The sequence below is a fragment of the Ectopseudomonas oleovorans genome (genome assembly GCF_029845265.1).
Classification (GTDB): domain Bacteria; phylum Pseudomonadota; class Gammaproteobacteria; order Pseudomonadales; family Pseudomonadaceae; genus Aquipseudomonas; species Aquipseudomonas oleovorans.
Genome location: NZ_JAOCLK010000057.1, coordinates 1 through 22,283, shown reverse-complemented (window position 1 = coordinate 22,283; position 22,283 = coordinate 1). Strand labels below are relative to the sequence as shown.

Annotated in this window: 17 protein-coding genes, 1 tRNA gene and 1 pseudogene; 10 read left to right on the top strand and 9 right to left on the bottom strand. The window is 59.8% G+C overall.

From position 1 onward, the window contains the following. Nucleotides 1-624: 624 nt before the first annotated feature. The 7 genes from N5J71_RS20260 to N5J71_RS20230 form a co-directional block, all read right to left on the bottom strand. The gene (locus N5J71_RS20260) at nt 625-2,595 is read right to left on the bottom strand and encodes a type I restriction-modification system subunit M (RefSeq protein ID WP_079389692.1); all 1,971 of its coding nucleotides are present in this window, start codon (nt 2,593-2,595) and stop codon (nt 625-627) included. Nucleotides 2,596-2,809: 214 nt separating this feature from the next. Beyond that, entirely contained in the window at nt 2,810-3,229 is a 420-nt protein-coding gene (locus N5J71_RS20255; RefSeq protein ID WP_034062319.1) for a hypothetical protein, read from the bottom strand. A 166-nt stretch (nt 3,230-3,395) separates the two neighbouring features. Further along, a complete protein-coding gene (locus tag N5J71_RS20250; RefSeq protein WP_034062327.1) occupies nt 3,396-4,511 on the bottom strand; it encodes a site-specific integrase in 1,116 nt (371 codons plus the stop codon). A 95-nt stretch (nt 4,512-4,606) separates the two neighbouring features. Beyond that, nucleotides 4,607-4,682 (bottom strand) — tRNA-Phe (locus tag N5J71_RS20245). Nucleotides 4,683-4,870: 188 nt separating this feature from the next. Then, nucleotides 4,871-5,143 carry an oxidative damage protection protein gene (locus N5J71_RS20240; RefSeq protein WP_003464177.1) on the bottom strand — a complete coding sequence of 91 codons (273 nt, stop codon included), beginning with the start codon at nt 5,141-5,143 and terminating at the stop codon, nt 4,871-4,873. Then, nucleotides 5,140-6,207, bottom strand: coding sequence for an A/G-specific adenine glycosylase (gene mutY / locus N5J71_RS20235; RefSeq protein ID WP_279917529.1), 1,068 nt, complete (start codon nt 6,205-6,207; stop codon nt 5,140-5,142). Before mutY ends, N5J71_RS20240 begins: the two co-directional genes overlap by 4 nt. After that, a complete protein-coding gene (locus N5J71_RS20230) occupies nt 6,204-8,429 on the bottom strand; it encodes an AsmA family protein (RefSeq protein WP_279917527.1) in 2,226 nt (741 codons plus the stop codon). The genes mutY and N5J71_RS20230 overlap by 4 nt, the downstream gene beginning before the upstream one ends. Nucleotides 8,430-8,804: 375 nt before the next feature. On the opposite strand from N5J71_RS20230, the gene N5J71_RS20225 reads away from it, so the two are divergent. The 10 genes and pseudogenes from N5J71_RS20225 (at nt 8,805) to N5J71_RS20180 (ending at nt 19,288) form a co-directional block, all read left to right on the top strand. Continuing rightward, complete coding sequence (locus N5J71_RS20225) at nt 8,805-10,463, top strand: OFA family MFS transporter (protein WP_084340873.1); 1,659 nt, start codon at nt 8,805-8,807, stop codon at nt 10,461-10,463. Between the two features lie 1,177 nt (nt 10,464-11,640). Then, nucleotides 11,641-13,374: a group II intron reverse transcriptase/maturase gene (ltrA, locus tag N5J71_RS20220; protein ID WP_279917525.1), complete on the top strand. Its 1,734-nt coding sequence runs from the start codon at nt 11,641-11,643 to the stop codon at nt 13,372-13,374. Between the two features lie 167 nt (nt 13,375-13,541). Beyond that, on the top strand, nt 13,542-14,135 hold the full coding sequence (hisB, locus tag N5J71_RS20215) for an imidazoleglycerol-phosphate dehydratase HisB (protein ID WP_003464169.1): 594 nt from the start codon (nt 13,542-13,544) through the stop codon (nt 14,133-14,135). Continuing rightward, nucleotides 14,136-14,774: an imidazole glycerol phosphate synthase subunit HisH gene (hisH, locus tag N5J71_RS20210; protein WP_003464167.1), complete on the top strand. Its 639-nt coding sequence runs from the start codon at nt 14,136-14,138 to the stop codon at nt 14,772-14,774. Continuing rightward, entirely contained in the window at nt 14,774-15,028 is a 255-nt protein-coding gene (locus N5J71_RS20205; RefSeq protein ID WP_003464166.1) for a DUF2164 domain-containing protein, read from the top strand. The genes hisH and N5J71_RS20205 overlap by 1 nt, the downstream gene beginning before the upstream one ends. Before the next feature lie 37 nt (nt 15,029-15,065). Then, nucleotides 15,066-15,803 (top strand): 1-(5-phosphoribosyl)-5-[(5-phosphoribosylamino)methylideneamino]imidazole-4-carboxamide isomerase, encoded by a 738-nt coding sequence (hisA, locus tag N5J71_RS20200; protein ID WP_003464164.1) that lies wholly within the window; start codon nt 15,066-15,068, stop codon nt 15,801-15,803. A gap of 77 nt (nt 15,804-15,880) precedes the next feature. After that, nucleotides 15,881-16,639, top strand: a complete 759-nt coding sequence (gene hisF, locus N5J71_RS20195; protein WP_003464161.1) for an imidazole glycerol phosphate synthase subunit HisF — start codon at nt 15,881-15,883, stop codon at nt 16,637-16,639. 186 nt (nt 16,640-16,825) lie between these two features. Further along, nucleotides 16,826-17,557 (top strand): annotated as a pseudogene (locus tag N5J71_RS22590) (substrate-binding periplasmic protein). Nucleotides 17,558-17,642: 85 nt separating this feature from the next. Continuing rightward, the gene (locus N5J71_RS20185) at nt 17,643-18,398 is read left to right on the top strand and encodes a substrate-binding periplasmic protein (RefSeq protein ID WP_003464157.1); all 756 of its coding nucleotides are present in this window, start codon (nt 17,643-17,645) and stop codon (nt 18,396-18,398) included. A gap of 134 nt (nt 18,399-18,532) precedes the next feature. Beyond that, nucleotides 18,533-19,288, top strand: a complete 756-nt coding sequence (locus tag N5J71_RS20180; RefSeq protein WP_039965313.1) for a substrate-binding periplasmic protein — start codon at nt 18,533-18,535, stop codon at nt 19,286-19,288. A 242-nt stretch (nt 19,289-19,530) separates the two neighbouring features. Here the strand turns inward: N5J71_RS20180 and N5J71_RS20175 are convergent, their stop codons facing one another. Beyond that, nucleotides 19,531-20,847, bottom strand: a complete 1,317-nt coding sequence (locus N5J71_RS20175) for a S41 family peptidase (RefSeq protein ID WP_084341601.1) — start codon at nt 20,845-20,847, stop codon at nt 19,531-19,533. A gap of 47 nt (nt 20,848-20,894) precedes the next feature. After that, entirely contained in the window at nt 20,895-22,136 is a 1,242-nt protein-coding gene (locus N5J71_RS20170; RefSeq protein ID WP_116620252.1) for a murein hydrolase activator EnvC family protein, read from the bottom strand. Nucleotides 22,137-22,283: the final 147 nt, after the last annotated feature.

The following is a 22,283-nucleotide window of genomic DNA, read 5'->3' as shown; positions in this document are numbered from 1 at the left end:
GTTGCCTTGGGCAGGGCTGCAGCTTAGGTTGATGACATTGGGGAACAGGCAATGCATACAAGTGGGAAGGCTCTAGATGTTTAATGATGTGGCCATATTGAGCCGAAGTCATCATAGCCCGTGCTGTGGGTGAGCGTAGAAACGCATAAACCCACCCACGATACTTAGGCTCAGTCGCTTCAATCCTTAACAGATCGTGGGAGATGAGTATTCCTTTAATCGAGTCTGTCGCTAAAGTTGCCCGGCCAACAGAGCCGGAGCATGTAAGCATTATGGTTCCAGCAGTAACGAAACGATTAGCTGAGCTGTCGGTTCGATCTAGCGAAAGAAATTTTCGAGGCACAGGCCTTTGATCGAAAACTTGGGTGGCAGCCAGAAATGGTGTGCCATACTCTTCACCAACAGTGATCCCTTTGAGGCGAGATGGTTGCCAGACGTTAGCAAGCGCCCCGAGGCGTTCGTGAACTGAGAGTTTGGCCTCAAGAGCTAGGCGTAGACCATATCCGCTCGAAAGGTAACTCTCAGCCTCCATGCGCCTTTCATTGTTCCAGAGCGCAGAAACAGGCAGGGCTAGACTCTTTGTCTTATGCCAGGGCCACTGATCTTTTTCTTCGCGAGGGGCGCTTAGTCTTGCTCGGAGAGCCATTTGCGAAACTCCTGAGCGATTTGCATGGTGTTGTCGTCAACAACTTTACGTTGGGTCTTTTGCTTTTTATAAACTATTTGGCCATCTTCATATTCTTTAAAGCTCTGCTCAATCTCTTCGACTACCTCGTTTCCTTTTTTGTCACGAACGTAAGTGGTGTTGCCACGTTTGTCATGGCCGACATGATTGGCTACCGCCATAAATACTTGATATTCGTTCATGCGGCCTGCGGCCTCTTCAAGCTTTACCAATTCATTGGATTTGCGTTGAAGGACAAGCACGCTTGTCTGGACGCTGACATTTGGTTGGAAAGTATCAGGATGCAGATCTACAGATGCAAGAACTTGGGTGTTTTTGAGTATCCATTGGCGCACATAACCTAGGCCTGGTGATCCTAGGATTCCATCGGGTAAAACCATTGCTACGCGCCCTGTGCCAGGTTTTAGAAACTTTACACAGCGTTCAATGAAAAGAATTTCGGGGGGCTGAGATTTTTGAATGCCGTCCCCCTTGATCCAAATGTCGGATTTTTCATCATATGACCAAGAATGACCAAGTTCATATTTTTCCAAGATTGCTGGATCGTCAACCGGGATTTTCGATCCAAACGGAGGATTGGTGAAGATTAGGTCGACGCTCCCTAGAAGGGATCGATCGCGAAGGCTTTCCTCCCAAACTGCAGGGCTTGCTAGGGAGTTAGCTTGATATAGCCCTCCCGCACCGTCATTGTTCATGACCATATTCATCTTTGTGGCCTTGACCAACTCCGGGTTGAAATCGAGGCCGACAATGCACGAACCAGCGAACTTAGCAATGCGATTGACGATTTTTAGCTCAGCCCGCTTAATGTCGCCTTTCCACTTTTCTAGCTCCGAGGTGCGGATCTTCTCGATTACATGGTTCATTGCGGCGATCAAGAACCCCCCAGTGCCACATGCAGGATCCAGCATTAATTGGCCTTCTGATGGGTCTAACATTGCCACAGCCATATTGCAGACGTTGCGAGGCGTAAAGAACTCTCCACGATCTCCACGAAGGTTTGAGCCTACGATTTCTTCGTAAGCATGTCCTTTTACATCTACATCACTTTCAAGTAGAGAGTACATTTGGAGCTGGCTAACCAGATAGGCTAAAACCTGGGGAGTTAGCTCGATGACATCGTTTTGTGTAAAGATCGCTGGATATTCTTTCTTTACGGCGTCAAAAAGTGTGTCAAGGCGTTTTTTAACTTTCAGGGGGCCATTAATTCCAGCACGTTCGTTGCCGGCGGCGTAGAACTCTACTACTTCGCTATTTCGCTCGTCGTGAATTTTGCAAAAGATAAGTTTGAGTAGCTCCCAAAAAGCTTGCGGCTTTTGCAAGCCCTGATTTCCAGCAATGTAGTTGTGGCATCGGCGAAATGCAAAAAGTAAGGCGTCGGAAGATGCGGGTTTGAGTTGATCAAACTCTGGTCTTTCAGCTTCATCTTCTGTTTGGCCATAGCCAGGTAGGTCCGGAAGTTCTTCGTAAGCGATCTTTCCGTTGAGCTCAATTTTTTTGTAGCAAAAGCGTTCTAGCCCATTGGTCCACATGCCATAGATTGCGTTCGGACAGGCGGACATATAACTCTGCAGCTGGCCGACACCCTCTTTTCGGTCACTCGACTTTACCTTTTGCTCTTTGCATTCAACAATAATATGTGCATTAATTTGATCATGCTCATCGCCGGCGTTAAATACTACGAGATCGGCTCTTGGTTTGCGTGAGCCAAGGCGTAAAGTGAACTCAACTGAAATGTTGCTCTTGGGATAGCCGTACTCGCGCACCAGAGATTTGGCGATCTCTTGACGCACATACTCTTCAGGCGTTTCCTCGCGCTGAGTCCGCCCGTCGATGAAGTCGAGTACCTTGCCCTGCTGGACGATCACAGCTACGGGTTTGAGGGTCGTGACTACTTCGGTCACTGTCATCTTCGCGCCTTCCAATGAGTTAGAGGAGGCCCGCACGATAGCGAGCCAAGCTTAAAAAAGCTTGGGAGTCTAGCACGCGTGTAGATATTGGTGTGTTTGCCTGTGGGCCGCTATCAGTACGTTGGCACGCCGAACCTCTTTCTGTAAGGGATTTGGTCTCATCCGGGCTTGGCGTCGAACGGGGGCGATTGTGTCGCCAGCCTACTGGCCTGTTTTAGCGAGGCAGTCGCGTCCTGCTAGCTTGCTTGCGGCGCTCATCAGCGTAATGTCTGGTCTGATAGGGAAGGATTGCCTTGGTGTTCGGGGTTTCGGTCTCGTCCAGGTCCCAGGCATTGAGCAGATCCACCATTGACCCTCCCTCAAAGCTAACTTTCAGATCTACCAGGTCGCGTAGCGCCCGCTGGCGTTCGAGCTCTATGCAGGGGTAGCGGCGGATCACGTCCAGGGCGAATCTAGCGCGGCGCTGCTGGATGCCTTCCAAGGCATCCAGGGTGCGTTTTAGCGAGGGGAGGGGGTCGGGGTCGTACCAGACGAGCAGGGCGACCTCGATAAGCGTCTCAGGCGCTGCCTGGGCCAGCGGGGCCCTTGCCAAGGCGGTCAAGGCGTTTGATATGCTCGTTACAGGGGTTGTCATGGAAGTCGACCTCGGCAGGTGCTTCTAGCTTACCGTGCAAAGTCTCGCGATGACTCGATCGCGTCAATCGAGCTGGTGAGGCGTGGATGCCGCGCCAGGCGCCGGGCGGCTTTTTGCCCGGGGCCTGGCCACCAGCGCCGGCAGGGATGCCGGAGGCGGGCTTGAGTCAGGCGCTAGGCCTTGCCTCCTGGCGAGACTGGTCGATGTTATCTAGTGCTTTGACCAGGTCTTTTGCTCGAAGGTGTGTGTAGCGCTTGAGCGTTTGCATCGATTTGTGCCCGCTGATTGCTGCAACTTGCTGATCAGTGAGCTGGCCGCTTTCCACAAGCCTGCTCACGGCTTCATGTCTAAGGTCATGGAATCGGAAATCTGCCATGCCGAGCCGCTTTTTCATCCCATTCCAAACTTTCGAGAAGACATAGGGCCTTCTCTTTTCGTCCTTGCCTGGTTCGCCGAAGAAAATGAGATTGGTATCGATGGGGCGTATGGGATTTTCCAGGGCCTCTTTGAAGGCTTGGGTTGCTGCCTGGGTCAGCGGTACGGTGCGGCTTTCCCCGTTTTTCGTGTCCAGGAGCTTCACCACGCGGTTTTTGACGTCTACCTGGTGCCTGCGTAGCGAGGTGATCTCTGAGGAGCGCATGCCGGTCTCCACGGCGATCCTGACGATCCATCCAAGCATTGGATTGTGGTAGGCGTTCACGGCCTGGAACAGCTTCCGTTCTTCGTCAGGGGTGAGTCGTCGATCGCGCCCCTCCCCAGGGCTTGGCTTGCGGATATTCAGTACGGGATTTTGGGGGAGTCCGATTCGCCACTCTTGGATGGCAACCGTGAAGAGGTTGCTGAGTAGGGCCAGTTCAAGGCGGACGGTGTTGGCGCTGACGGTTTTCGGGGCGACGTCGCTGCCTTCCTTGTGTTTCGTGCGGACAGCTTCCTTCAGGCGCTTGTCGCGGTACTCGGCGATTACATCGGCCGAAAGGGCTGCGAGGGAATACTTGCCGAGGTGGCGGATGAGCGCGGCGGCCTTGGTTTGCTCGGCTTTTTGCGTGGAGGCTTTCTTGGTCGGGGTAACTTCCTCTAGGTAGCGCCCAAGGGCTTTCTCTAGAGTCATCTTCTCGGAGGGGGAGCGGCGCAGGTATACACCGCGAACCATCTCGTCCTCAGTGGAGCGAGCCCAGTCATCGGCATCACGTTTGGTGCGAAAGGTCTTGGAAGCCGTGGGCCATCCTTGCTTGCGGATGACAGCTTTCCAGGTACCAGAGGGAGTTCTTACGATTGTCGCCATCATCATCTCCAGTAGCAAAGTGCCGGCACTGTACCGAAACTGTACCACTGGAGTGTGGGACTGAACCAAGCGTTGCGCTAAGTCCTTGAAATTAGTGGTGCCCAGGGACGGAATCGAACCGCCGACACGGGGATTTTCAATCCCCTGCTCTACCAACTGAGCTACCTGGGCCAACGGGGCGCTATTAGACGGATTTGAAGGGTCAGTGTCAAGCGCGGGTTTGAAAAATATTTAATTATTTCGGGCGCTTAGGTTCGTGAGGGGTAGGGTGCGCCGTGCGCACCGCTATCGAGAGCCCGGCGGCTGGTGTGTGGAAATACCAGTTCCTGTCGCGGCTAAAGCCCCTCCCACAGGCATGCTTATTCGCTTGGCGGCACGTAGCCTTCGGCCTGGGCGTATTCCTCGCCGGAGAGGAACTTGTCCATCTCGGTCTGCAGGAACTTGCGATCTTCGGCGTTCATCATGTTCAGGCGGCGCTCGTTGATCAGCATGGTCTGGTGCTTCTGCCATTCGTCCCAGGCCTGCTTGGAAACGTTGGCGAAGATGTCTTCGCCCTTGGGGCCGGGGTAGGGCGCGCGATCCAGGCCGGGCAGTTCCTGTTTGTATTTGCGGCACTGTACGGTGCGGGTCATGTCGGTTCTCCAGCGGTAATGGCTTGCGCCGCGCGTTTCAGCAGCTTCTTCACCGGGGCGGCGAGGCCCAGGCGCGGCGGGGTGGCGAGGTTATACCAGAGCCAGTCGACCTCGGCCACGCGGCTGGGTTGCTCGGTGGTTTCGATCAGCCAGGGTTCGATGGCCAGTTGGAAGTGGCTGAAGGTGTGGGTCAGGCCTTCCAGTTCGCAGCGTGCGCCGAATGTGAGCTGTTGCTGCTGGCCGAGGCTTTCGAGCTGAGCGAGATCGTCCAGCTCTGGCAGGCTCCAGAGGCCGCCCCACAGCCCTGTCGAAGGGCGGCGATAGAGCAGGATGTCGCCGGCGGCGTTGACCAGCAGCGGCATCAGGGTGCGTTTCTGCGGCAGCGTCTTGCGTGGCTTCGGTATGGGATAGCGGATTTCCAGACCGAGCAGATGGGCCTGGCAGCCGCTGCGCACCGGGCACAGCAGGCAGGTCGGCTTGCTGCGGGTGCACAGGGTGGCGCCGAGGTCCATCATCGCCTGGGTGTAGTGGTTGACCCGTTCGTGCGGGGTGAAGCGCTCGGCGACGTCCCACAGCTGTTTGGCCACCTTCGGCTCGCCCGGATAGCCCTCCTGCGCCACGTAGCGCGCCAGCACGCGCTTGACGTTGCCGTCGAGGATCGGCGCACGCATGTCCATGCTCAGGCTGGCGATGGCGCCGGCGGTGGAGCGGCCGATACCGGGCAGTTCGCTGAGCGCCTCGACGTTGCGCGGGAACTCGCCGCCGTGCTCACGCATGACGATCTGCGCCGTTTTCTGCAGGTTGCGGGCGCGGGTGTAGTAGCCCAGGCCCGTCCACAGGTGCAGCACTTCGTCTTCCGGCGCTTCGGCGAGGTCGCGCACCGTGGGGAGCGCGGCCAGAAAACGGTCGAAGTAGCCGAGTACGGTGCTGACCTGGGTCTGCTGCAGCATGATTTCCGAGACCCAGACGCGATACGGCGTGATGTTCTGCTGCCAGGGTAGATCCTTGCGCCCGTGCTGGTCGTACCAGGCCAGTACGGCGCCGTTGAATTGCTCGGGACTCATCGGTTGAACAGGCCCTTGAGTGCGTCTTTCAGATCCGGGCTGACCTTGTCGCCGAGTTTTTCTTCCAACTTCTCGGTCAGCTTGTTGCCGGCCAGGCGTGCAGCGATCTTGCCGAGGCCGTCCTGATCCAGGCGGCAGGCCTTGGCGCCCAGCTCCAGCGGGCCACGGCAGCGCAGCGGCCATTCGATGCCGACGTAGCGCTCGTTGACCTGGCAGGCCGGATCGGGCATTTCGCGCTGGTCACCCTCCAGGGCGATGCCCACCTTGTAGTCGAGGCCGAGCACGCGCAGGTCGAGGTCGCCGTTGCCGCTGACTGCCAGGCCCGGCACCTGAGCCTTGAGGTCTGGGTTGTGGGCGACGCCGTCGCGCACGCTGAGGCTGCCCTTGAGTTCGCGGAAGGGGGTGTCCTTGCCGGTTGGCGGGTTGCTCAGCGCCTTGCGGTTGAGGGTGGCGATGCCACGGCACAGCTGCTGCTCGAGATTGGCGTCGACCAGCACGCCATCATTGAGGACGAAGCTGGCGGTGCCATTGAGCGCTTCGATCCAGGCCTTCTGGCTGTTGCCACGGGTGTTGAACTTGGCGTCGAGGTCGAGCTGCCCTTTGATCGGGGCAGGTTGATCTTCCTTCTTCAGTAGCGGTTCCAGCGGCATGCGGGTCAGGCGCTGTTCCAGACTGAGCATCGGCTCGGCCTGGCGCACATCGATGCGGCCATTACCGACGAAGCTGCCGCCCTGCAGTTTGCCGCGCGCTTCTTCCACGGTGATCAGGCCGCCACGGCCATTGGCCTTGAGGTTGACGTCGCTGAGCTGATGCTTGTCATAGGTGAGCTGGGCGAGGCTGAGGGCCAGTTGCAGGTCGAGTTTGCGCAGGTGATCCACCGGCAGCACTTTCTCGCTGCTCCAGGCTTGCTGGGTCGGCGCATTGGGCAGCGGGGTGGTGCCGTCCTTGCCGGCGTCAGCGATGCTTTCCTTGACTTCGGCCTTGCGTGCGGCAGCGGCGCTGTCCTGGGTTTTGGGCGGCAGGTAGCGGTTCAGATCGAGCTTGTCGCCCTTGAGGTCAGCGCGCAGGGCCTGCTTGGCGAAGTCGCTTACGCCGAGGTTGCCAGTGAAGGTGCTGCCGTCGAGCTTGAGGTTGAGCTCTTCGAGCATCATGCCCTTGCTCGAACCGTTCAGGCGGCTGACCAGTTCGAACTGGTTGAGGGCATCGCTGGCCTGCATGGGCGGCAATTCGACGCCGATACCGTCGAGGAACTCGCGCAGGTTGAGCGAGGCGATGGACAGGCCGCCGGAGATCTTCGCGTCCTTGTTCAGTTCGCGCGCCTTGATTTCGCCGATGGCGCGCAACTGGTTGGCGGAGAGCTTGAGGCCATTCCACTCGGCGACGCTGGCGGCCAGGTCGACCAGCAGTTGGCCCTGGGCGGAGAAATTCAGGGTCTTGCCCTTGAGTGGCTCGCCCGAGGCTTCGCCGGCCAGTTTCAGGTCTTCGAATTGATAGCGCTTGAGCGCGCGGTCGAAGCGCAGTTGGCCTTCAACCTCGCTGCGTGCACGCAGCAGGGGCTGGTTGGTGCCGAAGAAGGCGCTGAGTTTGACCGGGATACTGGCGCCTTCGCGGATGGCGCCGGTTTTCAGCTCGATATTCTCGAAGGTGAATTGCTGGCCCTTCTGCGCGTCGCTGTAGTCGATGCGCGAGTTGCTCAGGGTCAGGCTGTCGATATCCAGCTTGAGCGGCTGGCCGGCTGGTTTGTCACTTGGCTGACTCGGCGGCGTTTCTGCGCTCGGCGCCGGCTCGCTGGGTGTGGGTTGCGTTGTGCTGGCCTGAGCGGGGCGACCGACACCTTCCCAGTTGCCATGGCCTTTATCGTCACGCTGCAGATTGAGGTTGAGGCCGTCGACGCGGATATCGCTCATCTGCACTTCCTTGCGCAGCAGCGGCATCACGCGCACCGACAGGCCGATCATGCGCAGGTCGGCGAAGGGTTTGTCCGGGGTGTCGGCGCTGGCCAGGGTGGCGTCGGTCAGTTCCAGGCCCAGCCAGGGAAACAGGCTCCAGCCAATGTCCCCCTTGAGCTGCAAGTCGAGGTTGGCCTTGTCGTGGGCGATCTGGCGGATCTCGTCCTTGTAGTCGTTGGGATCGAACAGATGAGTCAGGGCGAACAGCAGCGCCACTACGATCAGCAGTAAGCCGAGAAGGAACAGGCCCAGGATCTTGCCTAACGCTTTCATGAACGGGTCCTTGGTTTTGAGAGCTGGAATGGCGGATGCAGATGAGCGCCGATTATAACGCCATGCCTCACGGCCAGGCGCCTGGCAAGGCGGGTGGGCGGTAACCGGCTCGAGTTTGGATGGAAAACGCTGCGGGCGGTTCCCCGGCAAGCAAATAAGGCGTGCAAGGGTGGGGTGTATCGACACCATCTATCGCGCCATAGATAGGGTCTTTTGGGTTTTTGCGGGAAAAGCAAAAAAACTGCATAAATTGATAAAGAATGGCTTCTTGCGCGGCGATTTGTCGCGCCCTGGTGCTACTCTCCGCAAGCTTTTGCCTTGGTGGGCTGATGCGGTCGCCTTTGCTTGCTCGTAACCATAAGAAGAGACACACCTATGACTGACGCCTTTGTATTGGACGGCGATGTGGCGAAGCCTGCATTTCTGTCCAAGGAGCGCATCATCGCGCGCCCTGGTTTCAACCGTTGGTTGGTTCCGCCAGCCGCCCTCGCCATTCACCTGTGCATCGGCATGGCCTATGGCTTCTCGGTGTTCTGGTTGCCGCTGTCGAAGGCGGTCGGTATCACCGCTGCCACGGCCTGTGCCCCGGAAATGGGTTTCTTCGAGCAAGTCTTCGCCAGCAACTGCGACTGGCAGATTTCCATGCTCGGCTGGATCTACACCCTGTTCTTCGTTTTCCTCGGTTGCTCGGCTGCCATCTGGGGTGGCTGGCTGGAGCATGCCGGTCCGCGCAAGGCAGGCGTGGTTTCCGCACTGTGCTGGTGCGGCGGTCTGCTGATTTCCGCGCTGGGTATCTATACCCATCAGATCTGGCTGCTCTGGCTGGGCTCGGGGGTGATCGGTGGCATCGGTCTCGGCCTGGGTTACATCTCGCCGGTCTCGACCCTGATCAAATGGTTCCCGGACAAGCGTGGCATGGCCACCGGTATGGCGATCATGGGTTTCGGTGGCGGTGCGATGGTCGGTGCGCCGCTGGCAGCGATGCTGATGAACCACTTCGCTTCGCCTGAAGGTGTCGGTGTGTGGCAGAGCTTCGTGGTCATGGCGGTGATCTACTTCGTCTTCATGATGGGCGGCGCGCTGTCCTACCGTGTGCCGCCGACCGGCTGGAAACCGGCGGGCTGGACCGCGCCGGCAGCCAAGGCCAACAACGCGATGATCACCAAAGGGCACGTGCACGTTAATACTGCGTGGAAAACCCCGCAGTTCTGGCTGGTCTGGGCCGTACTGTGCCTGAACGTGTCGGCCGGTATCGGCATCATCGGCATGGCTTCGCCGCTGCTGCAGGAGGTGTTCGCCGGCAAGCTGATCGGCGTCGACCTGGCCTTCAACGAACTCAGCGCCGCGCAATTGGCCGAGATCGCCGCTATCGCTGCCGGCTTCACCGGTCTGCTCAGCCTGTTCAATATCGGTGGCCGCTTCTTCTGGGCCTCCTGCTCGGATTTCATCGGGCGCAAGGGCACCTACTTCGTGTTCTTCGGCCTGGGCTTCGCGCTCTATGCTGCGGTGCCGATGCTGGGTCAGCTGGGCAGCCTGGCGCTGTTCGTGCTGGCGTTCTGCGTGATCCTGTCGATGTATGGCGGTGGTTTCGCCACCGTGCCGGCCTATCTGGCCGACCTGTTCGGCACACAGATGGTCGGCGCGATCCACGGTCGCCTGCTGACGGCCTGGGCGGTGGCCGGTGTGCTCGGCCCGGTGTTGGTCAACTACCTGCGCGAATATCAGCTGAGCATCGGTGTGGAGAAGGCGGCAGCCTACGACATCACCCTGTACATCCTCGCCGGCCTGCTGGTGCTGGGCTTCATCTGCAACGCCCTGGTGCGTCCGGTGGCGCCGAAGTATTTCATGACCGAGGCCGAGCTGGCCGCCGAGCGCGCCCATGGCGAGAAATCGGCACCGGCAGCGAGCGAACTGGAGTGGTCGGCTGATCCGTCGAGCAAGCCGGTGGCAGTCGCCGCCTGGCTGGTGGTGGGTATTCCGCTGGCCTGGGGTGTGTGGATCACCCTGCAGAAGACCGTCGTGCTGTTCCAGTAACGTCGTGCTTCTGGGAAAAGCCCGCTCAGGCCTCGCGCCTGCGCGGGCTTTTTTCGTATCTGCCCGTCCGACCATCGCCGGTAGCCGTTGCCGCCCTGGCCCGCCTATAATGCTGGCCTTTGTGCGACACGTTGAACGTGTCGTGCTTGGTTTGGTTAATGCGCCTAGGCACCTTAATCCCTTGCTATCAGGGGGTTTGAAGCCCGAAAAAGCATTCAACAAACCGGCTCAGCCTGGTTAATCCACACCCTGGAAACGCTTCGTTTTGGCGGGGATGGATAACAAAAGCTGTATCTGTTCAAACCCTAAAATGGGTCAATGAGCGGTTACAGAAACAGGATAGTAACGTTCAGCTATCGTCGAATTGTTACTAAAAATGTCTGACCCGAGGGTGAATTTGCCCTCCGGGCAGAACTCACCCTCGCACGTCCGGCAGTGAGCCAATTTACCGTCGTGAGACGTTGTAGGGTGTTGAACCAAGCACGGAGCGCAAAGCTCCGAATCGCATTGCTCAACTTCGCTTGTATAGGAAGCACCGAGCCTGGCATGTACCTGCCAGTTCATTAGATCGGCATGCGTCAGGGGCCAACCCTGGGGCGTGAAGCCCGATTAACAATATCTCGCTCTTATGAGGGTGTTATCCGGTGACGGAGAACGCTATACGTCCGAATTGCACGGACGTAACGAGGCTAATGACCCAACCCGCATGGCTAACGCATGTGAATCGTCGCCTGAACCTTCGTAACTACGGATAGGCCTACGGCAATTATTGGCCCTAGCCAAAATCGGCATGTAGTCGGACAGCGCAGTGGGATGATGCGCTGCGGTACCAATACGACTACCGGGGGAAAGACGAAGCCTAAACGGGGAATAGATGCGACTCGGGGAACGTGGCAATCCCGACCACTCGCCTGACCAGCAGCATGGTCAGGCAGGCAAACCGCAAGGGGCGCTGATGGGTGTGGGGAATGGGAGGATGCAAGAAGCGAATGGCCGCCTGTAATGGGTGGCATACCGGTTGAAACATCACCGGCAGGGGCAACCCTGGCTGACGTGCATCTGGTTTACGAGCGCAAGAAGAGCCGCTGATTCCAGCGATAACCAAACGACCCTATGGGCGACTACTGCCCATAGGGGAGTAGTCCGTCCTGAATGTCGTTCATCTCAGGAGGACTGTATGAAAACGCAACCAGCAACACCGGTCGCGTCTGCGCCCTCCGGCGGAGTGATGAATTGGCACGATCTTGATTGGGCCACCATTCAGCAAGCCGTTCGGAAAACGCAGCTAAAGATTGCGCAGGCAACACAGGAAGGTAACTGGCGCAGGGTTAAACGCCTGCAACGGATGCTGACCTATTCGTTTTACGGCCGCTGTTTGGCTGTACGACGAGTCACGGAGAACCGGGGTCGTAAGACTCCGGGCGTCGATGGAGAAACCTGGGGATCGCCCCAGGCCAAGCTCCGTGCTGTGGGAAGTCTGTCGAAACAACGGGGTTATCGGCCCAAACCGCTACGGCGGGTCTGGATACCGAAACCCGGTAAGCATGAGAGGCGCCCGCTGGGTATCCCGACGATGTTGGATCGGGCCATGCAGGCGCTGCATCTGCAAGCGTTGGAGCCTGTAATCGAAAGCACCAGCGATCCGAAGTCCTATGGATTTCGCCCGGATCGTTCGACTGCTGACGCAATGGTTGAGCTTTTCCACCTGCTGTCGCCGCAAACGGCGCCGGTCTGGATTCTGGAAGGCGACATCAAGGGCTTCTTCGACAACATCAACCACGACTGGTTGTGCCTGAATGTCCCGATGGACACGAAGGTACTGCGCAAGTGGTTAAAAGCCGGGGTTATCGACCGGCGACAACTCATGGCAACGGAAGCCGGGACGCCGCAGGGTGGAATTATTTCGCCCTGTCTGGCCAATGCCACTCTGAACGGTCTGGAAACTCAGCTGAAACGTCATCTGGCGAAGAAGCTAGGCATCAAGAAGGCCGAGAAGACCAAGGTGCAGTGTGTACGGTATGCGGACGACTTCGTGATCCTGGCGGCTTCGAAAGAGCTGCTGGAGGAAGAGGTCAAGCCCTGGGTAGAGCAATTCCTGTCAGTACGAGGGGTTGAGTTATCTCGGGAGAAAACGCGCATCACGCACATTCACCAGGGATTCGATTTCTTGGGGTGGAATTTCAGGAAGTACGTGCCGAAGTCACCACGCAGGAAGGCCAAGCTGCTGATCAAGCCCTCGAAGAAGAACGCTTCGGCGTTGTATAGGAAGGTGCGCGAGATCATCAAAAGTAGTGGGGCACTGACGCAGGAAGCGTTGATCGGCCAACTGAACCCGGTACTGAAGGGGTGGGCACAATACCACTCCCCGGTCGTGGCAAAACAAACCTTCAGCAAGCTGGATCATCTGATCTTTTGGCGAATCTGGAGGTGGGCGAAACGTAGGCATCCGAGGAAGTCGGCTGATTGGATCAGGAATAAATACTTCCGATCCATAGGCGGGCAGAGCTGGGTGTTCGCGTACCCCTACAAGAATGGCAAGGGGGAAAAGCAGTACCGCCGGCTATACCTGTTGGCGGGAACCGCAATCGTGCGTCACAAGCGTCTGTCGGTGGATTACACCCCCTACGACGCGGAGCGCGAGCTGGAATGGGAGGCGCTGAGGGTTCAACGGATGCAGCACAAGCTGCGTTATCGGGGACAAATACTCAGCATCTTCCGCAGACAAAAAGGGCTTTGTGCCCTTTGCGGGCAAGCGGTGAGTAAGGAAACGGGCTGGCACGATCACCACGTCATCAGGCGTGTGGACGGCGGTTCGGATACTTTACGTAATCGCACACTGCTTCATCCCAACTGCCATGCGCTGGTTCACAGCCAGCGCCAAGAGGTAACTCTACGATTCAGCGGCTTATAGCTGTAGAATCCGACGCAACACTTCGTACGTTGCCGGCCAAGCTACTTGGTTTTTTCGTAAGCTTGAGCCGTATGCGGTGAAAGCCGCACGTACGGTTCTTAGGGGGGGATGGGCCAGCAATGGCCTATCCCTACCCGACTTCCGTTGGCAATTTTGTGGAGCTGGTGATGGCCGAACGTACGGCATTCGTCGAGCGCAACACCCTGGAGACGCAGGTCAAGGTTTCGATCAATCTGGATGGCACCGGCAAGGCGCGCTTCGATATCGGTGTGCCCTTTCTCGAGCACATGCTCGACCAAATCGCCCGTCATGGTCTGATCGATCTCGATATCGAGTGCAAGGGTGATCTGCATATCGACGACCACCACACCGTCGAGGACGTCGGCATCACCCTCGGCCAGGCCTTCGCCAAGGCCATCGGCGACAAGAAGGGCATGACCCGTTACGGCCATTCCTACGTGCCGCTGGACGAAGCGCTGTCGCGCGTGGTGATCGATTTCTCCGGTCGCCCGGGCCTGCAGATGCACGTGCCGTTCACCCGCGCGGTGGTTGGCAACTTCGACGTCGATCTGTTCCAGGAATTCTTCCAGGGCTTCGTCAACCACGCGCTGGTCAGCCTGCACATCGACAACCTGCGTGGGCACAACACCCACCACCAGATCGAGACCGTGTTCAAGGCCTTCGGCCGCGCGCTGCGCATGGCCGTGGAGCTGGACCCGCGCATGGCCGGACAGATGCCTTCCACCAAAGGCTGTTTGTAAATGCAGACGGTAGCCGTAATCGACTATGGCATGGGCAACCTGCACTCGGTGGCCAAGGCGCTGGAGCACGTTGGCGCCGGCCGCGTGCTGGTGACCTCGGACGCCAAGGTGATTCGCGAGGCCGACCGCGTGGTGTTCCCCGGTGTCGGCGCGATCCGCGACTGCATGGCCGAGATCAAGCGCCTGGGCTTCGATGAGCTGGTGCGTGAAGTCAGTGCCGATCGTCCGTTCCTCGGCATCTGCGTCGGCATGCAGGCGCTGCTCGAGCGCAGCGAGGAGAACGACGGCGTCGACTGCATCGGCTTGTTCCCCGGTCAGGTGCGCTTCTTCGGCAAGGATCTGGCCGAGGATGGCGAGCGCCTGAAGGTGCCGCACATGGGCTGGAACGAAGTGGCGCAGGCGGTCAAACACCCGCTGTGGCACGACATCCCGGACAGCGCACGCTTCTACTTCGTGCACAGCTATTACATCGAGGCCGGCAAGCCGCAGCAGGTGGTCGGTCGCGGCCACTACGGCAAGGACTTCGCAGCGGCACTGGCCGAGGGCTCGCGCTTCGCCGTGCAGTTCCACCCGGAGAAGAGCCATACCCATGGCTTGCAGTTGCTGCAGAACTTCGCCGCCTGGGATGGGCGCTGGTAATGGCCCGCAGCAAGGTCCCCAGTCTCGCGCTCGAGCCTGCCCAGGAGCAGGCCGCGCTGCTGATGCTGCAACGCTTTCTCGATGAGCGTTTCGAGCTGCAGCTGGGCACCTTCGAAGTGCAGGAAGTCCTCGACCAGATCACCCGCGAGCTGGCGCCGCACTATTACAACAAGGCGATTCTCGATGTGCAGGCGCACCTGAAAGACAGGTTCGAAAGCATCGAGAGCGACCTCTGGGCGCTCGAGAAGAGCTGAGCGCCTTACTGAATTCAAACTTGAGCAGGTTCAACCGATGCTGATTATCCCCGCTATCGATCTGAAGGACGGCGCTTGCGTGCGTCTGCGCCAGGGCCGTATGGAAGACTCCACGGTGTTTTCCGATGACCCGGTGAGCATGGCTGCCAAATGGGTCGAGGGTGGCTGCCGTCGTCTGCATCTGGTCGACCTGAACGGCGCCTTCGAAGGCCAGCCGGTCAATGGTGAAGTGGTCACCGCCATCGCCAAGCGCTACCCGACCCTGCCGATCCAGATCGGCGGCGGCATCCGTACCCTGGAGACCATTGAGCACTACGTGCGCGCCGGCGTCAGCTACGTGATCATCGGCACCAAGGCGGTCAAAGAGCCGGAGTTCGTTGCCGAGGCGTGCAAGGCCTTCCCCGGCAAGGTCATCGTCGGCCTGGATGCCAAGGACGGTTTCGTCGCCACCGACGGCTGGGCAGAAGTGTCCAGCGTGCAGGCCACCGACCTGGCCAGGCGCTTCGAGGCCGATGGCGTCTCGGCAATCGTTTATACCGACATCGACAAAGACGGCATGATGCAGGGCTGTAACGTCGAAGCCACCGCCGCGCTGGCTGCCGCCAGCCGCATTCCGGTGATCGCCTCCGGCGGCATCCACAACCTCGGCGACATCGAGAAGCTGCTGCTGGCGCGTTCGCCCGGCATCATCGGCGCCATCACCGGCCGCGCCATCTACGAAGGCACCCTGGATGTGGCCGAGGCGCAGAGCTTCTGCGATAACTTCAAGGGTTAAACCGTAGGGCGGGTGAAACCCGCCGCAATTGACGCAATCTTTATCGGTGGGTTGCACCCACCCTATGGGAGCTCCGTATGGCACTGGCTAAACGCATTATCCCCTGCCTCGACGTGGACAACGGCCGCGTGGTCAAGGGCGTCAAGTTCGAGAACATCCGCGATGCCGGTGACCCGGTGGAAATCGCTCGGCGCTACGACGAGCAGGGTGCCGACGAGATCACCTTCCTCGATATCACCGCCAGCGTCGACGGTCGCGACACCACCCTGCACACCGTCGAGCGCATGGCCAGCCAGGTGTTCATCCCGCTCACCGTCGGTGGCGGCGTGCGTACCGTGCAGGATATCCGTAACCTGCTCAATGCCGGCGCTGACAAGGTGTCGATCAACACCGCGGCGGTGTTCAACCCCGAGTTCGTCGGCGAGGCCGCGGCGCGCTTCGGTTCGCAGTGCATCGTCGTCGCCATCGATGCCAAGCGTGTAGCGCCGGGGCGCTGGGAAATCTTCACCCACGGCGGGCGCAAGCCGACCGGCCTCGATGCCGTGGAGTGGGCGCGCAAGATGGAAGGGCTGGGCGCCGGCGAGATCCTGCTCACCAGCATGGATCAGGACGGCGTGAAGAGCGGTTACGACCTCGGTGTGACCCGCGCCATCAGCGAGGCCGTGCGCGTGCCGGTGATCGCCTCCGGCGGTGTCGGCAACCTGCAGCACCTGGCCGACGGTATTCTCGAAGGCAAGGCCGACGCGGTGCTGGCTGCGAGTATTTTTCACTTCGGTGAATACACCGTGCCTGAGGCCAAGGCCTATCTGGCCAGCCGTGGCATCGTGGTGCGCTAGGTTTTCTATTCTCGGGCCGCAGTTGCGGCCTTGTGGCGGACTCAACAAGGCGGGTGCGAAAGCTGCGGGCGAGTCGACGGCAAAGTGCCAGCGATCCAGCTAGCATTACGCGTTAATCACAAGCCTTGAGAACCCGCGCGATTGCACGGGGCTGCTTGTTGCCGAGCATTTCGACACGGAGTCTGCATGTTTCTTCTTCGATTCGTAACCACCTGGCCCTTGCATCTGGCCTCAGCATTGCCCACGCAGCGCCATTGGTGCTGCTGACGGAAAATATGCCTCCTTTCAATGTGTCGGTATCCGGTACCAACTATGCCCGTGACGAAGGTGTCACCGGTATCAGCTCGGATATCCTGCGTGCGGTATGCGGGCGTGCAGAGGTCGAGTGCCAGCAGATCCTGCGTTTCCCCTGGCAGCGCGTATACCAGCAGACGCTGGACGATGCCGGTTACGGGGTGTTCTCTACCGCGCGCACAGCGGAGCGTGAGAGCCTGTTCAAATGGGTCGGCCCCATTTCCAGGTACGACTGGGTGCTTTTGCCAAGAGCGACAGCCCGATCCAGTTGGCCAGCATCAAAGACGCGCGGCAATACCGGATAGGCGGCTACAAAGGCGATGCCAAGACCCAGTTCCTGCTGGACAGAGGCATAGAGGTGCAGGCTGCACTGCGTGATGCCGAAAACGTCCGGAAACTCGACAAAGGTTAGATCGACCTGTGGATCGCCTTCAGTCAGGCCGGGCCGCTCACGGCCGGCCAGGAAGGTGTGGATAGTCTCAAGGTCGTTCAGCACTTGAACTCGGTAGATCTTTACCTGGCGCTCAATCTGCAACCCCGGATGAGCTGGTTCAGAAGTTGCACAGTGCCCCGGACGCATTGCGGGCCGAGGGTGCATTGAAGGGCATCGAGGCCCGCTACTGAGTGAGATTGCCGGCAATCGCTGGGCTGGGGAGGGCTTGGCGGTTATCCTGTGGCGGTCTGCCTCATTACTAGAAAGAGAAATGCCATGTTCAAACGCCTGCTGATCACGCTGGGTGGCACCCTTATGGTGCTTGCTGGTGCGGTGCGCGCCGAAGTGGACCCAAGCTACACCGTGGTCCTGCTGACCGAAAACTTCCCGCCCTACAACATGGCGGTCAATGGCAAGAATTTCGCCCAGGAAGAAAACATCAACGGCATCGCCGTGGATATCGTCAAGGAAATGTTCAAGCGTGCCGGGGTTCAGTACAACCTGACCCTGCGCTTCCCCTGGGACCGCATCTACAAGCTGGCCCTGGAAAAACCGGGTTATGGCGTGTTCGTCACTGCCCGTCTGCCGGAGCGCGAGCAACTGTTCAAATGGGTCGGCCCCATCGGCCCGGACGACTGGGTGCTACTGGCCAAAGGTGACAACCCGATCAACCTGACCAGCCTGGACGAGGCCAAGTCGCATCGCATCGGCGCCTACAAGGGCGATGCCATCTCCGAATACCTGACCGAGAAGGGCGTCGAGCACAGCACCTCGCTGCGTGACCAGGAGAATGCGCGCAAGCTGGCGACCGGGCAAATAGAGCTCTGGGCGACGGGAGACCCGGCCGGTCGCTACCTGGCCAAGCAGGAGGGCATCTCTGGCCTGAAGACCGTTTTGCGCTTCAACAGTGCCGAGTTGTATCTGGCGTTGAACAAGGACATGCCCGATGAGATCGTCGCCAGGCTGCAGGCGGCGCTGGATCAGATGCGCGCCGAAGGCTTCGTGGACAAGACTCTGAACAGCTACCTGTAAGCACCGAACACGCGACCGGCCACGAGTCGGTCGCTGGCCATGGATGGCGGAGCCGCTGAGTGCCAATGACCGGGCTCGGGCCCATGCAAGGATGTCGCTAGCCATAACCAAAAATCATGCGAGCGGTACGTCTTATGCTGAAAACTCTGAAGAAAAGCCTGTTTGTCGCTTTGTTCATGCTTTGCGGTTCCGCGCACGCGGAGTTGCCGCAGGATTACAAGGTGGTGCTGCTAACCGAGAATTTCCCGCCCTTCAACATGGCGGTGGACGACAAGAACTTCGCCCGTGACGACGGCATCGATGGCATCAGTGCCGACATCGTACGCGAAATGTTCAAGCGTGCCGGCATCGATTACACCCTGACCCTGCGCTTCCCCTGGGATCGCCTCTATCGCCTGACCCTGGACAAGCCCAACTACGGGCTGTTCTCCACCACCTATACCGAAGAGCGCAAGCCGCTGTTCAAATGGGTGGGCCCACTGGCCAAGACCGGCTGGGTGCTGCTCGCCGCCCCGGGCAGCGATATCAAGGTGTCGAGCCTGCAGGATGCCGCCAAGTACCGCGTCGGTGCTTACAAGAACGATGCGGTCAGCCAGCACCTGGAAAGCCAGGGGCTAGCTCCGATCAACGCCCTGCGTGACCAGGAGAACGTGAAGAAGCTGGTGCGCGGGCAAATCGACCTGTGGGCCACCACCGACCCGGTGGGGCGTTATCTGGCCAAGCAGGAAGACGTCACTGGCCTCAATACCGTGCTGCGTTTCAGGGATGCCGAGCTGTATCTGGCCCTGAACAAGGATACCCCGGACGAGGTGGTGCAGCGTCTGCAGAAGGCGCTGGATGAGCTGCGCAGCGAAGGTTTCATCGACGACATTACCGAGAATTATCTGTAACCGTGCGATAGCGCGAACTAGGCGGCTTTGCGGTGCTCTGCGGAAACGCTGATGCCTGTCAGTGAGGCATAGGAAGATGAGCCTGTAGGAGCCAGCTTGCTGGCGATCCAACGTATCGATAACCATCCGGCGTTGCTGGCGAAAAGCATCGCCGGCAAGCCGGCTCCTACGATTCTGTAGCGATGCCGGCTCCCGGGGCACCTATGGTAGGTGCCTCGGGAGCCTTATCTGGTCGGCTTGGCTCAGTTGCCGCGTGTGACGTTCAGCCCCTTGAGCAGGTTGAGCGCCTGGCTCAGTTGGTAGTCGTCGTCCTGCGGGCGTTCGGCGCGTGCTGCCTGTGCGGCCTTGCTCGGGCGATCAGCGCCGCCGTTGCCATTGCCCAGGTGGCCCTGCAGGTCGGCTTCCTTGATGCCTTCGGCGTCCTGCTCGCGGGTAACCCTGGCGCGCGCCACTTCGATATCGGGGATGATGCCCTGGGCCTGGATCGAACGGCCATTGGGTGTGAAGTACAGTGCCGTGGTCAGCTTCAGCGCGCGGTCGTTGTTCAGCGGCAGCACGGTCTGCACCGAGCCCTTGCCGAAGCTGTCGGTGCCCATCAGTACCGCGCGCTTGTGATCCTGCAGCGCGCCGGCGACGATTTCCGAAGCCGAGGCGCTACCGCCATTGATCAGTACCACCAGTGGTACGCCTTCGCTGGCATCGGCCGGGTCGGCGTTGAAGCGCAGCTCGGAGTTGGCCATACGCCCTTCGGTGTAGACGATCAGCCCGCTCTTGAGGAAGTGGTCGGCCACTTCCACGGCGGCCTGCAGCACGCCGCCCGGGTTGTTGCGCAGGTCCATGACCAGGCCGCGCAGCTTCTTGTTGCCGTTCTCCTGGCGCAGCTTGGTCAGCGCCTTGCCGACTTCCTCGCCGGTGTTGACCTGGAATTGCGAGATACGCAGGTAGCCGTAACCGTCTTCGAGCATCTGGCTCTTGACGCTGCGCACTTTGATCACGGCGCGGGTCAGGGTCAGGTCGAACGGGCGGCCGCCGTCGCGCACCAGGGTCAGTTCGATCTTGCTGCCGGCCTTGCCGCGCATCTTGTCCACGGCTTCCATCATCGACAGGCCCTTGGTCGGCTGGCCATCGATCTTGACGATCAGGTCGCCGGGTTGGATACCGGCCTTCGATGCCGGAGTATCGTCGATGGGCGATACCACCTTGACGAAGCCATCCTCCATGCCGACCTCGATGCCCAGGCCACCGAACTCGCCGCTGGTGCTTTCCTGCAGTTCGGCGAAGGCTTTTGGTTCGAGGTAGGCCGAATGCGGGTCGAGGTTGCTGAGCATGCCCTTGATGGCATTCTCCAGCAGGGTCTTGTCGCTCACCGGCTCGACATAGGCGGCCTTGATGCGGTCCATCACCTCGGCGAAGGTACGCAGATCATCCAGCGGCAGCGGAGCCTTGCCGCTCGCCGTTGCTGCCGGCGCAGGGGCCGGCTCGGCGGCATGCAGGGCTGGAGCGCCGAGCAGCAGCCCGAGGGCCAGGGCCAGGCAGGTGGGGCGGAAGCGATGAGACATGAAAAGAACTCCTAAATGAATGAGGCGCCATCAGACTCGAGGCCTGACTATCCCTGCGCGCGGCACCACTGTGCCGGATCACTCGGGCGACCGTTCTGGCGAATGGCGAAGTACAGTGCCGAAGCCTCCTGACCGCCGCTGCTGCCAACGGTAGCGATGGGGTCGCCGGCCTTGACCACGTCTCCGGCATTCTTCAGCAGGCTCTGGTTGTGGCCGTACAGGCTCAGATAACCATTGCCATGGTCGAGAATGACCAACAGACCGGCGCCACGCAACCAGTCGGCGAAAACCACGCGACCGCCGTGCACGGCACGTACCTGAGTACCGGCAGGTGCACCGATCAGCACGCCATCCCACTTAGTACGAGCGTCGCCGCCGCGCGGGGTTCCATAGCGTGCTACCAATCGGCCATCTACCGGCCACGGCAATTTGCCGCGTGCACTGGCGAAAGGCCCGCCGTAGACGGCGCCGGTACTGACCAGAGGGCCGCTGGCCGGAGCGCTTGCCGGGTTACCCGGGCGCGCTTGCTGTGCGGCCAGGGCACGCTTGCGTGCCTCCTCGGCTTCGCGCGCCTGGCGCGCCAGGGTTTCTTCGATGGTCTTCAGTACGCGGCCCAGCTCGGCCTGTTCCTGCTGGCGCGCCTTGAGTCGCTGATCGCGGCTGGCGAAGTCGCGGTTGAGCTTGGCCAGCGCCTGCTGGCGTTCCTTACGGGCTTCGGCGAGTTGCGCGTGACGCTGATCCAGTTCGGCCTTTTGCGTCTGTAGCTGAGCCTGGTGATTGGTGATTTCCTGTTCGACGTTGGCCAGTTGGCGCAGGGTCTCGTTGAACGCAGAGAGCTGTTCGAGGCGCGCCTGGCTGAGGTAGTCGTAGTAGGTGAGGGTGCGGGAGAATTTTTCCGGGTTCTGCTGGTTGAGCAGCAGCTTGACGTATTCCTGACGGCCGCTCTGATAGGCCGCGCGGGCCTGGATGGCGATCAGCCGTTGCTGTTCAGTGCGTGCGCTCTGGAGTTTTTTTTTCTCCTGATCCAGGCGGCGGATTTCCTGCTCGCTGTCCTTGAGTTCGCGCTGCAGTTCCCTGACCTGGCCTTCCAGGTCACCCATCTCGGTTTCGGTTTTCTTCAACTGCTGCTGCACGCCGGATTTTTCCTGCTGCAGTTTCTCCAGCAATTTCTTCAACTCGGCGACGTCCTGGCGCGCCGCTTCCAGCTGGCGCTGGGTATCGGCGCGCTGATCGGCGATGGCCGGAGCGATCAGGCTGCTGAGCAGAATCAGGGCAAGGATGCGAAGCATGGGCGGGGCGATACCTGGCGGAGTAGCGAATGGCGCTTAGTATGCCTAAAAAACCGGCGGCAAGCTGCAAGCCACAAGCAGCTAGAAGAGCGAACGTGACGCGTAGCCTGGATGCAATCCGGGGGGAGATTCCCCGGATTGCATCCA

Coding starts and splice junctions, on each gene's coding strand:
- N5J71_RS20260 (WP_079389692.1), bottom strand. CDS start 2,595: ATGACAGTGACCGAAGTAGTCACGACCCTCAAACCCGTAGCTGTGATC.
- N5J71_RS20255 (WP_034062319.1), bottom strand. CDS start 3,229: ATGACAACCCCTGTAACGAGCATATCAAACGCCTTGACCGCCTTGGCA.
- N5J71_RS20250 (WP_034062327.1), bottom strand. CDS start 4,511: ATGGCGACAATCGTAAGAACTCCCTCTGGTACCTGGAAAGCTGTCATC.
- N5J71_RS20240 (WP_003464177.1), bottom strand. CDS start 5,143: ATGACCCGCACCGTACAGTGCCGCAAATACAAACAGGAACTGCCCGGC.
- mutY (WP_279917529.1), bottom strand. CDS start 6,207: ATGAGTCCCGAGCAATTCAACGGCGCCGTACTGGCCTGGTACGACCAG.
- N5J71_RS20230 (WP_279917527.1), bottom strand. CDS start 8,429: ATGAAAGCGTTAGGCAAGATCCTGGGCCTGTTCCTTCTCGGCTTACTG.
- N5J71_RS20225 (WP_084340873.1), top strand. CDS start 8,805: ATGACTGACGCCTTTGTATTGGACGGCGATGTGGCGAAGCCTGCATTT.
- ltrA (WP_279917525.1), top strand. CDS start 11,641: ATGAAAACGCAACCAGCAACACCGGTCGCGTCTGCGCCCTCCGGCGGA.
- hisB (WP_003464169.1), top strand. CDS start 13,542: ATGGCCGAACGTACGGCATTCGTCGAGCGCAACACCCTGGAGACGCAG.
- hisH (WP_003464167.1), top strand. CDS start 14,136: ATGCAGACGGTAGCCGTAATCGACTATGGCATGGGCAACCTGCACTCG.
- N5J71_RS20205 (WP_003464166.1), top strand. CDS start 14,774: ATGGCCCGCAGCAAGGTCCCCAGTCTCGCGCTCGAGCCTGCCCAGGAG.
- hisA (WP_003464164.1), top strand. CDS start 15,066: ATGCTGATTATCCCCGCTATCGATCTGAAGGACGGCGCTTGCGTGCGT.
- hisF (WP_003464161.1), top strand. CDS start 15,881: ATGGCACTGGCTAAACGCATTATCCCCTGCCTCGACGTGGACAACGGC.
- N5J71_RS20185 (WP_003464157.1), top strand. CDS start 17,643: ATGTTCAAACGCCTGCTGATCACGCTGGGTGGCACCCTTATGGTGCTT.
- N5J71_RS20180 (WP_039965313.1), top strand. CDS start 18,533: ATGCTGAAAACTCTGAAGAAAAGCCTGTTTGTCGCTTTGTTCATGCTT.
- N5J71_RS20175 (WP_084341601.1), bottom strand. CDS start 20,847: ATGTCTCATCGCTTCCGCCCCACCTGCCTGGCCCTGGCCCTCGGGCTG.
- N5J71_RS20170 (WP_116620252.1), bottom strand. CDS start 22,136: ATGCTTCGCATCCTTGCCCTGATTCTGCTCAGCAGCCTGATCGCTCCG.